We start from the raw sequence: 15,052 nt of genomic DNA on the forward strand, positions 1-15,052 counted from the left end.
ATGTTCCCTTCGTGGTGGTGGTCAGCGGCCGTCGAAGCCCGGTGTGCGCCGGTCCCGGAATGCCTGCAGACCCTCTTTGAAATCCGCTGTGCGGCAAGCGAGTTCCAGATTGTAGAGCTCCTGCGTCATGGACTCGGACAGGGACGCCTGCTGACCGTGGTGCAATGCCTGTTTGGCCAGACCCAGTGCCACCGTCGGGCCGGCCGCCAGCCGGGCCGACAGTCGTTCGGCGGTGTCGTCGAGATCGGGCAGGTTCACCGCCTGGTGGATCAGTCCCCAGTCGGCGGCGTCGGCGCCACTGACCTTCTCGCCGAGCAGCAACATCCGCCGGGCCCGCGCCAGGCCCACCAGACGGGGCAGCAGCCAGCTGGCCCCTGAATCGGGGCTGAACCCGCGGTCCACGAACGGTTCCCAGAACGTGGCGTCGGTCGCGGCGACGGTGAAGTCGGCGGCCAGCGCCAGATTGGCGCCCATTCCCACCGCCCAACCGCGCACACTGCAGACCACCGGCAACTGGATGGTGTGCAGCAGTTCGATCACCCGGTGGGTGGCGTGCGGCACCCGTCGTACCAGGTTTCCGGTCCTGGGGCGTTGCCCGCCGCCCCGGTTGGTGGCGACCCAGTCGGCTCCGGCGCAGAAGTCGGCACCGGCGCCGCGGAGGTGGATTGCGCGCAACGAATCATCGGCGGCGGCGTCGGTCAGCGTGTCGACCAGAGTTTCGATCATCAACGGTGTCAACGAATTACGCCGAGCCGGTCGATCCAGGGTGAGTTGCAGTACCGCACCGGTGCGGGTGACTGCCACCGAGCCCTGGGCATCGGCCGTCTCGGCATCGTGGCTCACGCTGGAATCCGACCCTTCCCATCCATACGGTTACCCATACAGTATGCAATACGATTGCTACCGTGTATAAGTTAGCAACAAACCCTACCGGCGGAAACGGGGCCGGTGGAATCGGCAACCAGAGGGGCGACATGGCTGAGGGCACCAGCCCTGCTGCAGGTACCGGTAGCGCCCGCTTCGGTGAGGCGCCGCTCGCCCAGACAATCGCCGCCGCCGGTGCCATGCGCCGGCTCAGCTCGTTGCTGCTGTCACTGGAGAGCCCCCACCCGACGGTGGACGAGATGCTGACGAAGTTCGCCGCATGGGAAACCGAGCTCGCTGCCGCCGCGCCCACCGACAGCGCGCCGCGGATCGGTGACGCCGAGAACGATCCCAGGCGCGTCTATCTGAACCATGCGACCGACATCGGTGCCTACAATCCCTGTTTTCCCGAGTACCGCTTCGAGTTACTGGAGTCCGACGCCGCCGCGGGTAGGGTCACTTTTCCGCTGCTCTACGAGGGACCGCCCGGTCTGGTGCACGGCGGGTTCCTCGGTGTGTTCTTCGATTGTGTTATTCAGCATCACAATTGCTGCACCGGTCTGTCCGGCAAGACCCGTTCGCTGGGTGTGACGTTCCGCCGTCCGACGCCGCTGCAGGTCGAGCTGGACTTCGAAATCGAGCGCGCGGCAGCGGCGCGCGGGATCACGTCGACGGCGCGCCTGCTGCTCGACGGAGAGGTGCTCTGCATCGGTGAGGTGAACACGTTGGCCTCTCGACCGGACGAGCTCTCCACTACCCGATTCGGCAGGCGCAGAACGGAGGCCGGCGCATGACCGATACGGGCACAACCGATGATCGGGTACTTTTCGAGCTCGATCCCGACCGGCGGATCGCCACGATCACGCTGAACAATCCCACGCAACGCAACTCCTATGACGCCGCCATGCGAAACGCGGTGTCCCGCTGCCTGGATCAGGTCGCCGACGACGACGACATCACGGTGGTCCTGTTGCGGGGGGCGGGTGGGGTGTTCAGTACCGGCGCCGACATGAACAACGCCTACGGCTGGTACGGCGAATCCGGCGGGTCAGCCCCGCAGGGCAAGCAGCGCCGGCCGAGTCAGCGCCGGCGACTCACGGTGGACCGCAAGTCATTCGGCTTCTACCACAACCTGATGGGCTTTCCGAAGGTGACGGTGGGTGAGATCGCCGGCTACGCCCTCGGTGGCGGGTTCGAGATGGCCTTGATGACCGACATCTCGGTGATCGCCCGCGACACGAAGATCGGGATGCCGGCGACGCGGTTCCTCGGACCCGCGCTGGGCAGCCTGCATATGTTCTTCCACCGGCTCGGCCCGGTGCTCGCCCGACGGTTGCTGCTGACCGGGGACATCATCGACGCGGGACAGCTGGAGCACCTCGGAATCTTCACCGACACCTGCGATTCGGAGTCGGTTACCGCGCGGGCACGCTACTGGGCGGAGAAGGTCGCGAAGATGCCCGCCGACGGAGTGGTGATCGCCAAGGAGGCGTTCCGGTTGGTCGAGCAGACCCAGGCCTACAACGGCGAGGAAGTCGCGAGCTATCTGTTCCACGCCTACGGCACCAATCTGCAGTTCGGCCCCGGCGAGTTCAACTTCGTCAAGACCCGCGCAGAGCACGGCACGAAAGAGGCATTCCGGTTGCGCGACGAGCACTTTCACGTGCCCGACCCCGGTGGCGCCTAACCCGAAGTGGGCCTGGCCCGACGCGCGGTCGACTTGGCCGCCTTGCGGGGCCGGGGCGCCTTACGGCCCTCCTCGATCAGCCGGCCGGCATGGTCGAGAATGCAGTCCAGGCCGTATTCGAAATTGGTCTCGTCCGGTGCCCCGATCCGGTGACCCTTGCCGGTGACCTGTGCGATCAACGGGGTGGTCTGCGGGTCGATGCCCACCGCGTCCTCGATGGAGCGGGACCCGCTCTCGGCGGACTGGTTCTTCTCGAAAAGCCGTTGCAGCACCACCGATCCGCGCACGTGCAGCGAGACGGCGGAGTAGGTGTCGAAGGCGTCCTCGGCTGACAAACCCGCTTCCACCAGATTGGAGATGGCGCGCTCCATCTCTTGCGCCCCCATGCGGGCCGCCTTCGGACTCAGCGCCGCGCGGATCAGGATCAGGTCGCACAGAATCGGGTTGCCCATGAAGGTCTTTCGCATCGAGCGGGCGTGATTGCGCAGGGTCTCCCGCCAGTCACTGGCTTCCACGTACGGCGTGGAGAACACGTACTTGCCCAGGGCGCGATCGGTCATCGCGTTGAGCAGATCGTCCTTCTTGCGGAAGTACCAGTAAATGCTGGTAACCCCGACACCGAGGTGTTTGCCGAGCAACGGCATGCTCAGATTGTCGATCGACACCTGCTCGGCGAGTTCGAACGCGCCGCTGATGATGTCGTCGGGATTGATGGAACCGCGTTCGCGCCGCTGCCGCTTTTCAGCGGTTGCCTGCTTTGCCACTACCGGCACCTCTCTGACGATCTGTGCTGCCTGACCTACCGGCAGATCAGCTCTGACCTGCGACCGACAACCTTACCGGTGACCATCGGTAATGCTCGATTCCTGCCTCTGTTCGTCTGCTACTGTAATCCCTATCGTAGGCATTGTGGTAACACGTTTCCGGAAGCCGTTCTGAGGTTGCGCTCGGCACGGGAACCAAGGCCGGCCACGAGGGTTCGGACCAGAGGAGTGCGCGGTGGCGACGGCTGCTGAAGCGCGCGCGTGGGCGCGCGAAGCTCTGCGCGGGATCGGCAACTCGCTGTACACGCCGTTCTGCGGCACCGACGGCGACGACATCGACTGGGATGCCTACCGCACGTTGGTGCGGTACTGCGTCGGTGACCTCGGGCACCCGATGTTGTGGTGTACCAGTGGGATCGCCGAGTTCTGGGCACTGACCATCGACGAGCGCAAGCGTTTGCTCGAGGTGGCCATCGAGGAGGCTCGCAGCATCAACCCGGACGTCGTCGTCCAGGCGTGCACGGCGGCGATCACCGCCAAGGACAGTCTGGAGCTGACTCTGCACGCACAGCAGGCGGGCGCCGACATCGCCTATCTGCAAACGCCGATGATGGAAGTGCACGGCGGCGCCGGGGTGCTTCGATACTTCAAGTACATCGCCGCGCGGACCGACATCGCGCTGGGCATGTTCAACTCGCCGTCGTCGGGCTATGTGCTGACCCCGGCCGAAGGCGCGCGGATTTTCGACGAGATACCGGCGGTCTGCGCCACCAAGGAGGGCGCGTTCCGGCCGGCGGCCAGTCGGCGGCTGCACGAACTGGCCCCCGAACTGGTGTTGTGGGAATGCGACAAGACGGTATACCGCGCGGGCTGGCTACGCGACGGGATCGTCTGCCCGGCGCAGCTGGGCACCGCGGGCTATCTGTACGAAACTCCTTCGCGGCGAATCTTTTCCGAGTACTGGGATCTGATCCAGAGCGGCCGACTCGTGGCGGCCATGGACTATGCGCGAGAATCCGGACTGGACCAATTCGAACTCGATATGGCCTCGTGGTTCACCTGCTACCCGGGACGACCCGACTACTTCACGCACTGGGGCGGCGGATTCAAATACGCCGCCGGCCTGCTGGGCCTGCCAATCGGTGCGTATCCGCATTCGCGTCCGCCACAGGTGGAATTGCCGCCCGAGGCCAAGGTCCAGATGCAGGCCGCCTACCGCCGGCTCGGCCTCGTCGACGCATGAGCCGAACGCAGACTGCGATTATCGGCCCGAGAAGCGGGCATACCCCTCACATCGGGTGCGGCGCGACCCGGGCCGGTAACGGAAGGGATGGAAATGCTTACTTTGGGCATCATCGGCTGGATCATCATCGGCGGGTTGGCCGGGTGGATCGGCAGCAAGATCATGGGCACCGACGCCCAGATGGGGGTGGTCCTCAACATCGTGGTCGGGATCGTCGGGGGACTGCTGGGCGGCTTCCTGCTGCGCGGATTCGGAGTCGACGTGCAGGGCGGCGGACTGCTGTTCTCGTTCGGTACCTGCCTGCTGGGCGCGGTGATCCTGCTGGCCATCGGCAAGCTGATCACCCGGGGACGCGTGTCGCGGTAGCGCCTCCGGACGCGGCAGTACTCAGGCGATGGCGCCTGCGTCCTTGAGTTCGGCGATGCGGTCCCAGTCCATGCCGAGTTCCATCAGCACGAGCTCGGTGTGCTCGGCGGCCTGCGGGGCTCGGGTGGTGACCAGCGGTTCGTGGTTGAACTGCACCGGTCCGCGGACGACTCGGAAAGGCGCGCCGCCGCTGGCGAGTTCGACTTCGGCGATCATGTCGTTGGCCAGGGCTTGCTCGTCCTCGGCCAGATCGATGAGGCTCTGGAAGGGCGCCCACTGACCCTTCATCGTCTTCAGGTGTTGCCGCCAGTAGTCGAAAGGTTTGGCGGCGAACGCTTCGGCGATCAATTCCGCTGCCGCATTGGCATTCTGGATCAGCGGCAGCACCTCGGCGAAGCGCGGATCCTGGGCGGCGTCCGGGATACCGAGGTGGGTGAAGGTGTCCTCGATCAAACCGGTCGGACTGATGATGCAGAGGTTGATGGTGCCGCCGTCGGAAGTCTGGTAATTGCCCATGAACGGATTCACCAGCAGCGCTTCGGTCCCCGGCATCGGCGTGCGCATCACCTCGCCGGCTTCCATGCCCTGGGTCACGCTGGCGCCCGCCGCCCACCAGGCGGTGCTCAGCAACGACACATCCAGTTCCAGGGCCTCGCCGGTGCGTTCGCGATGCAGTAGGGCGGCGGAGATGCCGCCGGCGATGAACATGCCACCGATGGAGTCGCCGAAGGCCGGAATCCCCTGCGACAGTGGAGCGCCCAGCTCTGCCGGTGTCAATGCGTGACCCACGCCGCTGCGTGTCCAGAACACCGTTCCGTCAAATCCGCCGACGTCACGTTCAGCGCCCTTGTCGCCGTATGCCGTGCCGCGCGCGTAGACGATGTTCGGATTCACCGCGCGGATGTGTTCCACGTCGAACTTGTTCTTCTGCCGCACCCGGGGCATGTAGTTGGTGAGGAACACGTCCGATGCCTTGGCCAGTTCGTATATCACTTCCTGGCCGCCCGGCGTGGACACGTCGATCCCGACGCTGCGCTTGCCCCGATTCGGGTGCTCCATCAACGGGTGCCGCTCCGGGTCGACCTGGATGCCGCCCATGTTGACGAAGCCGCGTTGGGTGTCACCGCGGAGCGGATGTTCGACTTTGATGACGTCGGCGCCCCAGTCCGCGAGGATGGCTCCCGCGGCGGGGACGAACGTGAACTGCGCGACCTCCAGGACCCTAAAGCCCTGCATTACCTTGATCATTGGCAACCTCGATGTTGACTCTGTAGCGACGAACGCCATCGGTAGCGCGGGTCGCTGACGTCGGCAACCGGGCTGAGGTCGTCGACGTGGCAGGGCACCTCAAAAGCGTACTGCACATCCGCCGTGCGCTGTACTGTTGGAGCAACAGTATCACCGCGGTTCGCGCCGGGTGACACCGTATTGACAGTTGTCAGAATTCATTGACTCACGTCAAAAACCGGTGTTAACCTCCCGGGATGACGACCCGTCCCCGCACCGCGGTCATCGGCGCCGGCATCAGCGGCCTGACAGCCGGCAAGATGCTCAAGGACTACGGGGTGCCCTACACGACCTTCGAGTTGTCGGACCGGATCGGCGGCAACTGGGCGTTCGGCAACCCCAACGGCCACAGCAGCGCCTACCGGTCGCTGCACATCGATACCTCCAAACACCGGTTGTCGTTCAAGGACTTTCCGGTGCCGGAGAATTTCCCGGCCTTTCCGCACCACTCCGACATCAAGACCTATCTGGACTCCTATGCGCAGGCGTTCGGGCTGCTCGAGCACATCGAGTTCAACAACGGTGTCGAACACGCCCGTCCGGTCGGGGACGGGTGGGAGATCCGCGATCAGTCCGGCGCGACCCGTGAGTTCGACCTGCTCGTCGTCGGCAACGGACACCACTGGGATCCGCGAACGGCGGATTTCCCGGGAACTTTCAGCGGCGAGACGATCCACTCGCACCATTACATCGACCCGCATACGCCGCTGGAGTTGACCGGCAAACGCATCCTGGTAGTGGGCATCGGAAACAGCGCCGCCGACATCGCCGTCGAGTTGTCCTCGCGGACACTGCAAAACACGGTGACCTTGTCGACGCGATCCAGCGCGTGGATCGTGCCCAAGTACCTCGCCGGCCAACCCGGTGACAAGTTCTTCCGGACCACGCCCTACCTGCCGTTGTCCTGGCAGCGCAAGGTGGCGCAGCTGATGGCCCCGATGCTGGGCATCGATCCGACCCTCTACGGACTTCCGCCGGCGAACCACAAACTGTTCGAGGCGCACCCCACCCAGTCGGTGGAACTGCCGCTGCGGCTCGGCTCCGGCGACATCACGCCCAAATCCAATGTGGCTCGACTCGACGGTGACACAGTGCATTTCGACGACGGCACCAGCGGGGTTTTCGACGTGATCGTCTACGCGACGGGTTACAACATCACCTTCCCGTTCTTCGACGCCGACTTCATCAGCGCGCCGGGCAACGACATCCGGCTCTACAAGCGGATGTTCAAGCCGGGCGTGCCGAACCTGGTCTTCATCGGCTTCGCTCAAGCGATTCCGACGCTGTTCCCGTTCGTCGAATGCCAGTCGCGACTGCTGGCCGCCTACGCCGTCGGACGCTACGCGCTGCCGTCGGTGGCCGAGATGGAACGGGTGATCGACGCCGATCAGCGGCTGTACACCGGTCACTGCGTCGACCGTCCCCGCCACACCCAACAAGTGGATTACTTCTACTACGAACACGATCTGCGGGCCCGCGAGATCCCGGCCGGACTCAAGCGGGCTGTCGGCGCTGCGCTGTGACCAGGGCACGCACCGACCGCCGGTCCGTGCAGCGCGGCGATCAGCGGCGCGAGGCCATCCTGGACGCGCTCGAAATCACCTTGCAGCAACGTGATTTCGACGATGTGAACATCGCCGAGGTGGCGGCGCGTGCGGGCGTCACCCGGTCGGCCTTCTATTTCTACTTCGAGAACAAGGCCATAGCCGTCGCCGCGTTGATGGAGCGCATGGTCGACGACACCATGTTCGTCAACGACGTATTCACCAGCAGCGACCGCTCTCCGCAGGACCGGGTGCGCGGCATGCTCGAGGGGTTGTTCGACACCTGGGAACGCCATCGGTTCATGTTCAAAGCGGCGCTGCAGGCCCGGGGTCGCAGCGCCGCGGGACGGGAGATGTGGGACCAAGCCCGTGCGTCGTTCGTGGCGTCGGTGGCCGGCATGATCGGCAGTGAACGCGCGGCCGGTACCGCACCGGACGGGATCGATGCGACGGTGTTGGCGACCGTGCTGCTCGAGGTCAACGACAGACTGCTGGAACGGATGACCCTGGGTTGCCCGCTGTCCCGGACCGAACTGCTGGACGGCGCAGCCGCGATCTGGCTGGGCGCCGTCTACGGAATTGTTGCGAAAACCGACCACTGAGGAGCACGACATGAGCTATCAGGAACTGGCCTTCCAGTCACACGGATCAGCCTGCAGCGCATGGCATTTCACCGGCGATGCCGCCGCCGGGCGCCCGGTGGTGGTGATGGCACACGGGTTCGGCGGAACCAAGGACTCGGGTCTGCAACCCTTTGCGGAAAAGCTCAGCGGCGCCGGCTTCGACGTGCTGGCCTTCGACTACCGGGGCTTCGGCGGATCCGAAGGGCAGCCGCGGCAGTCTATTTCGATCGAACGGCAGGAGCAGGACTACGCAGCGGCCGTCGAGTTCGCCAAGACGCTGCCCGACGTGAACCCTGAAAAGGTGGTGCTGTGGGGGGTATCGATGTCAGGCGGGCAGGTGCTGCGGGTCGCTGCCGGTCGCGACGACATCGCCGCCGTGATCGCGATGACGCCGCTGACCGATCCGCTGGCCACCAGCCGTGCGGTGCTCAAGCAATACACCCTCACAACGGCCCTGCGGGCGACCGTCGATGGTGCCCGCAGCCGTTGGGCCGTGGCGCGCGGACGGCCACCCGTGTGGATGAAACTGACGTCGCGCCCGGGCGAGCATGGTGCGCTGTCCCTGGACGGGGCGTACGAGAACTACCTGTCGATCGCCGGACCGTCCTGGCGCAACGAGGTGGATTCCGCCGTCGGATTCGAGCTGGCCAAGATCAGGACCAAGGCCGCAGCCAAGCGGCTGCGGTCCGAGCTGCTGATCCAGATCGCCGACTTCGACCGCTTCGTGCCCGCTGCCTCGGTCGCGCGCACCGCCGTGCACGGTCGGGCGCAGGTGCATCACTACCCGTGCGACCACTTCGACGTGTGGCCGGGCCACCCGTGGTTCGAGCAGGCCTCGAGAGACCAGATCGGCTTCTTGACCAGGGTGCTGGGACCGGTCGCTGCGAGGTCCGCCGAGGTCGGGTGAGCGGGCCGCTGATCAGGCATTTGACGGCCGGATGCCGCCCGGGAGCCACGTTGCAGAAAGATGTACCGATAGGTATACAGTATGTACTAATCGGTCATCCTGGGGCGGCCGGCAGACGATGAAGGGATGGCTCCGAATGAGCACCGACGGCAGCGTGGTCGCGGAGCGGCCGACCGCGTCGAGCGAGGCGGTGCTCTACCGGATCTCCGCTGCCGGCGTAGCCGTCATCACGCTCAACCAGCCGAAGCGGATGAACGCCTGGGGCCAGCCGATGATGTCGATGTTCTACCGCTATTTCGAAGCCGCGGAAGCCGACCCGGCCGTTCGGGTCATCGTGCTGACCGGCAACGGGCGGGCGTTCTGCGCCGGGGCGGACATGGGTGGCCTCGATTCGATCTCGTCGACGACGGTCGGCTCCGCGAGTAAGACCGATATCAGTGCGTTGGTCGCCGAGAAACACCCGTATTTCCTCACCCAGCTGCGCAAGCCGGTGATCGCGGCGATCAACGGGTCGGTTGCCGGCATCGGACTGTCGCTGGCCCTGATGGCCGACGTCCGTTTCGCCGCCGCGGGTGCGAAGTTCACCACGGCGTTCGCCCGCCGCGGGCTGGTCGCCGAGTACGGCATCTCCTGGATTCTGCCGCGACTGGTCGGCTGGGGTGCGGCCACCGACCTGCTGCTGTCCGGCCGGACCTTCCTCGCCGAGGAAGCGGCCGAGCTCGGACTGGTCAAGGAGGTGGTGGCCCGCGAGCAGTTGCTGGACCGCGCGCTGGCCTACGCCGAAGACATGGCCCGCAATTGCGCGCCCAGTTCGCTGGCCGCGATGAAACAGCAGCTCTACGCCGACGCGGGCCTGCCCATCGTCGAGACCAGCAACAGAGCCGAGCAGCTGATGCACGAGTCCATGACACGCCCCGATTTCATCGAGGGCATCACCGCGTTCTTCGAAAAGCGCGCACCGAACTTCCCGTCGCTGCCGTCGCCCCAGGAGGTCCCCGAAGGTGGCGACACATGAGGGGAACCAATGACTTCGAGGACAAGGGAGGACGTCGACGATGAGCACGTTGGACTACCAGGCGATTGACGTCGACAATCACTACTACGAGCCGATCGACTCGTTCACCCGCTACCTGCCCAAGGAATTCAAGCGCCGCGGTGTGCAGATGCTCAGCGACGGCAAGCGCACCTGGGCGGTGATCGGCGAGCGGATCAACCAGTTCATCCCGAACCCGACCTTCGATCCGATCATCGAACCGGGCTGCCTGGATCTGTTGTTCCGTGGCGAAATCCCCGAGGGCGTCGACCCCGCCTCGTTGATGAAGGTGGATCGGATGGCCAACCATCCCGAGTACCAGAACCGGGACGCCCGGATCAAGGTGATGGACAACCAGAACCTCGAAACCGTGTTCATGCTGCCGACTTTCGCGTGTGGGGTGGAGGAGGCCCTCAAACACGACATCCCGGCAACGATGGCATCGGTGCGGGCCTTCAACCTGTGGCTGGACGACGACTGGGGTTTCGACCGGCCCGATCACCGGATCATCTCGGCGCCGATCATCTCGCTGGCCGATCCCGAAAAGGCGGTCGAGGAAGTCGATTTCGTACTCGGTAAGGGCGCCAGGATGGTGCTGGTCCGGCCCGCTCCGGTGCCCGGCCTGGTCAAGCCCCGCTCACTGGGGGATCCGCTGCACGATCCGGTGTGGGCGCGGCTCGCCGAAGCGGGCGTCCCGGTCGGGTTCCACCTCAGCGACAGCGGCTACCTGGCGATCAATGCGCTGTGGGGCGGCAAGGCCACTTTCGAGGGTTTCGGCAAGAAGGACCCGTTGGATCAGGTGCTGCTCGACGATCGGGCGATCCACGACACGATGGCGTCGATGATCGTGCACCAGGTCTTCACCCGTCATCCCAAGTTGAAGGTCGCCAGCATCGAGAACGGTTCGTACTTCGTCTACCGGCTGATCAAGCGCCTGAAGAAGGCTGCCAACACCGCGCCGTACCACTTCAAGGAAGACCCGGTGGAGCAACTGCGCAACAACGTCTGGATCGCACCGTACTACGAGGACGACGTCAAACTGCTCGCCGAGACGATCGGTGTGGACAAGATCCTGTTCGGCTCGGACTGGCCGCACGGGGAGGGGCTGGCCGACCCGATGGCCTTCACCGCCGACATCCCGCAGTTCCCGGAGTTCAGTGCAGAGGACACCCGCAAAGTCATGCGCGACAACGCACTTGACTTGCTGAACGCGAACGTCCCGGCGTCGGTGTAACACGCCTGATGAGCGAATGGACGATCGGAGCGGTGCTCGATGCGGTCGCCGAGGCCGTGCCGGACCGGTTGATGACGATCTGTGGCTCCCGCCGCAGCACCTTCGCGCAATCCGCGGAGCGCACCCGTCGTCTCGCTAACTATCTGGCGGACAACGGTTTCGGCGCTCATGCCGAGCGTGACGCGCTGGGCAACTGGGAGTGCGGACAGGACCGGGTGGCATTGATCATGCACAACGACCTGTACCCCGACATGGTGATCGCCTGTCTGAAGGCGCGGGTGGTGCCGGTCAACGTCAATCACTACTACACCCCGCGCGAAGTCGCCGACCTGCTTGACTACGTCAAGCCGCGGGGTGTGATCTACCACCGCGCGCTGGGTGCGAAGTTCGCCGATGTGCTGGCAGGGATCGATCTGTTGATCTCGGTCGACGACGGTAGCGACGGCTCCGAGCTGGCCGCTGCCGTCACGCTGGAAGATGCCGTGGCACAAGGCGATTGCGATCATTCCAATACGCCGTCACCGGACGACCTGCTGATGATCTGCACCGGCGGCACCACGGGGCGACCCAAGGGTGTGTTGTGGCGACAGGCCGACATGTACGTGGCCTCGATGAACGGCGCCGACCACGCGGACGTCACCGAGATCCGCCAGCGGGTACAGAACGCCGGCGCGCCGTGGTTCGCGGTGTCGCCGCTGATGCACGCCGCCGGATTGTGGACGGCGTTCTCGGCGGTGCTGAACGGGCAGACCGTCGTGCTGTATGACACCCGCCAGAAGTTCGACCCGGCAACGGTGCTCGAGACCGCCGAGCGGGAGAAGGTCGGCCTGATGACGATGGTGGGCGATGCCTACGCCGCACCCCTGGTCGACGAACTGGGCCGCCGCGACTACGACCTGTCCGCTCTGTTCGCCATCGGCACCGGCGGGGCGGCCACCAATGTCAAACATCAGCAGGCGCTGCTGAAGTACTTGCCGCACATCACGATTATCAACGGCTACGGTTCTTCGGAGACGGGCAACATGGGTTACGGGCACAGCCGGTCGGGCACCCAGGCCGACACCTTCGCCATCCGCCCCGGTGGTCTGGTGCTCTCGGAGGACTACCGCCGATTCCTGGACCCGGGCGACTCGCAGATCGGCTGGGTGGCCCGCAGCGGTCGTATTCCGTTGGGCTACTTCGACGACGAGGCCGCGACCACCAAGACATTCCCGGTGGTGAACGGGCAGCGGGTGGTCATCTCGGGGGACCGTGCATCGGTGGACGCTGACGGCACGCTGCGCCTGTTCGGCCGGGATTCGTTGGTGGTCAACACCGGTGGCGAGAAGGTGTTCGTCGAAGAGGTCGAGGAGGTGCTGCGCGCGCACGCTGCTGTCGCCGATGCACTGGTGGTGGGGCGGGACAGCGAACGGTGGGGCCAGGAAGTGGTGGCCCTGGTCGAGTTGCGGGCGGATGCCCAGCCAGACAGCGATGCGTTGCGTGCGCACTGCGCGGCGGAGCTGGCCAGGTTCAAGGTGCCCAAGGCGTTCGTCGCGGTGGACAGGGTGCGCCGGCTGGGCAATGGCAAAGCCGACTACCGGTGGGCCAAGAGCGAAGCCGCACAGACCGCGAGGACCGGCCAGTGACGTCATCAAACGCCCGCCGAGTCATCGACTGCCTGGTCAACGTGCACTTCGGTGAGACCGAGAAGCAGCCGGAATTCATGAAGCGGGTCCGCGACGACTACTTCAAGGGACCCGCGTCGATGTTCGACCCGGTGGATCTCGCCGAACTACTCGACGAGATGGACGAGCACGGGGTGCGCAAGGCGATCCTGATGGACAACCTCGCCAAGCCCTCGATCACCGCCCGCAAGTTCGCCGCAGACCGCCCGGACCGGTTCGCACTGGCCTTGGGCGGGGTCAACCTGCTGCGCCCGGTGGCGTCATTGCGGGAGCTGACCGCGATGGTGGCGGACCTTCCGGTCGCCTACACCGTTGTGGGACCGAGCTTCTGGGCCGACGGCCAGTACCCGCCCAGCGACGCGGTCTACTATCCGCTGTACGCCAAATGCGCCGAGATCGAGTTGCCGTTGTGCGTCAACACGGGCCTACCGGGCCCGCCGATCCCCGGCGAGGTGCAGAACCCGATCCACCTGGACCGGGTGTGCGTGCGGTTCCCGGAATTGAAGCTGTGCATGATCCACGGTGCCGATCCCTGGTGGGACGTGGCGATCCGGATGTTGATCAAGTATCGCAACTTGCGGCTGATGACGTCGGCCTGGTCCCCGAAGCGGTTGCCGGACAGCCTTATCCACTTCATGCGCACCCGGGGACGGGACAAGGTCATCTTCGCCTCCGACTGGCCGGTGCTGCGTCAGCACCGGGTGGTGCCGGAGGCCAACGCCCTCGACCTTCCCGCGGATGTGCTGGACAACTACCTCTACAACAACGCCAACGAGTTCTTTTTCAGGAGTGCCGATGGACCGCTATGAACTGCGCCGGGTTGACTACAGCCTGACCGACGACCATAAGGCGCTACAGGCCGCCTACCGGCAGTTGCTGGACACCCACTGCCCGATCGAAACAGTCTGGGCCGCACAGGAAACCGGGTTCGAAAAAAGCCTATGGGAGCGGTTGTGCGCCATGGGTGCCACGTCGATGGCGGTGGGGGAGGACGCCGGTGGGGACGGTGCGACGCTGGTGGACCTCGCGCTGGTCGCCGAGGAACTGGGCCGGGCGCTGGCGCCGGTGCCCTGGATCGACCACGTCTGTGCCGTGCGGCTGGCCGAACGCCTCGGCGCGGTCGAGGGTGATGCAGTCGAGGGCAGCCGGATCATCGGGCTGGACGTGACGTCGGAAACCGTTGCAGAGCAACGACTTATCGCCTCTGCGGCTATCGCCGACGCGCTGGTAGTCGCCGACGGGGACGAGGTGGTGCTACTCGAATTCGCCACCCGGCCCGCGCGGGTGCCCAACCTGGGACAGTTGCCGATGGGCTGGGTGGACCCCGGTGCGGCCGATTCGCGCACGGTACTGGGTTCGGGCCCGGAGGCGGTCGCAGCCTACCGGCGCGCGGTCGACGAGTGGCGGGTGTTGACCGCCGCGGCCCTGACCGGCCTGATCGAGCAGACCATGACGATCGCCGCGGAATTTGCCAAGTCGCGCTACACGCTCGGCGTGCCGATCTCGACGCTGCAGGCCATCTCCCATTCACTGGCCAACATGGCGATCGTCGTGCAGGGTGGCCGCAACCTGGCCCGGCGTGCCGCCTGGTACCTGGACAACGAGCCCGAGGTGCGTCCGGAACTGCCCGGGTGCGCGTTCGTGTTCATGGCTGAGGAGGCGCCCAAGGCGGCGACCATGGCGGTACACATCCAGGGCGGGCTCGGGGTCTCCGTCGAGGCCGCGGCAACAGCGTATCTGGTCCGGGCAAGGGGCTGGGCGCTGGCCGGTGGCGATCCCGGCTTGGCGGCCAAGCATGTCGGTGTGCTCGTCGCTGAGCGAGAGAGCGCCTAGAAC

General features: G+C 65.6%; 15 protein-coding genes. 12 read left to right on the top strand and 3 right to left on the bottom strand.

The annotated features are described in order from the left end of the window. Positions 1–21 precede the first annotated feature (21 nt). Positions 22–843 (bottom strand): enoyl-CoA hydratase/isomerase family protein, encoded by an 822-nt coding sequence (locus AC5Y5Z_RS18125; protein WP_499926694.1) that lies wholly within the window; start codon positions 841–843, stop codon positions 22–24. Between the two features lie 131 nt (positions 844–974). Here AC5Y5Z_RS18125 and AC5Y5Z_RS18130 point away from each other — a divergent pair, with 131 nt between their 5' ends. Continuing rightward, positions 975–1,658 (top strand): hypothetical protein, encoded by a 684-nt coding sequence (locus tag AC5Y5Z_RS18130; RefSeq protein ID WP_499926696.1) that lies wholly within the window; start codon positions 975–977, stop codon positions 1,656–1,658. Next, on the top strand, positions 1,655–2,551 hold the full coding sequence (locus AC5Y5Z_RS18135; protein WP_463826564.1) for an enoyl-CoA hydratase/isomerase family protein: 897 nt from the start codon (positions 1,655–1,657) through the stop codon (positions 2,549–2,551). The genes AC5Y5Z_RS18130 and AC5Y5Z_RS18135 overlap by 4 nt, the downstream gene beginning before the upstream one ends. On the opposite strand, the gene AC5Y5Z_RS18140 is transcribed toward AC5Y5Z_RS18135, so the two are convergent. Then, positions 2,548–3,315, bottom strand: coding sequence for a TetR/AcrR family transcriptional regulator (locus AC5Y5Z_RS18140; RefSeq protein ID WP_463826563.1), 768 nt, complete (start codon positions 3,313–3,315; stop codon positions 2,548–2,550). The genes AC5Y5Z_RS18135 and AC5Y5Z_RS18140 overlap by 4 nt on opposite strands. Positions 3,316–3,550: 235 nt before the next feature. On the opposite strand from AC5Y5Z_RS18140, the gene AC5Y5Z_RS18145 reads away from it, so the two are divergent. Beyond that, positions 3,551–4,558, top strand: coding sequence for a dihydrodipicolinate synthase family protein (locus AC5Y5Z_RS18145; RefSeq protein ID WP_499926698.1), 1,008 nt, complete (start codon positions 3,551–3,553; stop codon positions 4,556–4,558). A gap of 93 nt (positions 4,559–4,651) precedes the next feature. Then, positions 4,652–4,924, top strand: coding sequence for a GlsB/YeaQ/YmgE family stress response membrane protein (locus AC5Y5Z_RS18150; protein ID WP_463826561.1), 273 nt, complete (start codon positions 4,652–4,654; stop codon positions 4,922–4,924). 21 nt (positions 4,925–4,945) lie between these two features. Here the strand turns inward: AC5Y5Z_RS18150 and AC5Y5Z_RS18155 are convergent, their stop codons facing one another. Further along, positions 4,946–6,160 (bottom strand): CaiB/BaiF CoA transferase family protein, encoded by a 1,215-nt coding sequence (locus tag AC5Y5Z_RS18155; protein ID WP_499926743.1) that lies wholly within the window; start codon positions 6,158–6,160, stop codon positions 4,946–4,948. 248 nt (positions 6,161–6,408) lie between these two features. Here AC5Y5Z_RS18155 and AC5Y5Z_RS18160 point away from each other — a divergent pair, with 248 nt between their 5' ends. The 8 genes from AC5Y5Z_RS18160 to AC5Y5Z_RS18195 all read left to right on the top strand — a co-directional run bounded on the left by AC5Y5Z_RS18160 (position 6,409) and on the right by AC5Y5Z_RS18195 (position 15,049). Further along, positions 6,409–7,734: a flavin-containing monooxygenase gene (locus tag AC5Y5Z_RS18160; protein ID WP_499926700.1), complete on the top strand. Its 1,326-nt coding sequence runs from the start codon at positions 6,409–6,411 to the stop codon at positions 7,732–7,734. After that, positions 7,731–8,357, top strand: a complete 627-nt coding sequence (locus tag AC5Y5Z_RS18165; RefSeq protein WP_499926702.1) for a TetR/AcrR family transcriptional regulator — start codon at positions 7,731–7,733, stop codon at positions 8,355–8,357. The genes AC5Y5Z_RS18160 and AC5Y5Z_RS18165 overlap by 4 nt, the downstream gene beginning before the upstream one ends. Positions 8,358–8,367: 10 nt before the next feature. After that, positions 8,368–9,285 carry an alpha/beta hydrolase gene (locus AC5Y5Z_RS18170; protein WP_499926704.1) on the top strand — a complete coding sequence of 306 codons (918 nt, stop codon included), beginning with the start codon at positions 8,368–8,370 and terminating at the stop codon, positions 9,283–9,285. 136 nt (positions 9,286–9,421) lie between these two features. Continuing rightward, positions 9,422–10,300 (top strand): enoyl-CoA hydratase, encoded by an 879-nt coding sequence (locus AC5Y5Z_RS18175; RefSeq protein ID WP_463826556.1) that lies wholly within the window; start codon positions 9,422–9,424, stop codon positions 10,298–10,300. A 40-nt stretch (positions 10,301–10,340) separates the two neighbouring features. Next, positions 10,341–11,552, top strand: a complete 1,212-nt coding sequence (locus AC5Y5Z_RS18180) for an amidohydrolase family protein (RefSeq protein ID WP_463826555.1) — start codon at positions 10,341–10,343, stop codon at positions 11,550–11,552. 8 nt (positions 11,553–11,560) lie between these two features. Beyond that, entirely contained in the window at positions 11,561–13,177 is a 1,617-nt protein-coding gene (locus tag AC5Y5Z_RS18185; protein WP_499926707.1) for an acyl-CoA synthetase, read from the top strand. Positions 13,178–13,254: 77 nt separating this feature from the next. Beyond that, on the top strand, positions 13,255–14,025 hold the full coding sequence (locus AC5Y5Z_RS18190; protein ID WP_463826800.1) for an amidohydrolase family protein: 771 nt from the start codon (positions 13,255–13,257) through the stop codon (positions 14,023–14,025). Then, a complete protein-coding gene (locus AC5Y5Z_RS18195; protein WP_499926708.1) occupies positions 14,012–15,049 on the top strand; it encodes an acyl-CoA dehydrogenase family protein in 1,038 nt (345 codons plus the stop codon). The genes AC5Y5Z_RS18190 and AC5Y5Z_RS18195 overlap by 14 nt, the downstream gene beginning before the upstream one ends. Positions 15,050–15,052: the final 3 nt, after the last annotated feature.

The sequence above is a fragment of the Mycobacterium sp. NGS29 genome, assembly GCF_059812965.1.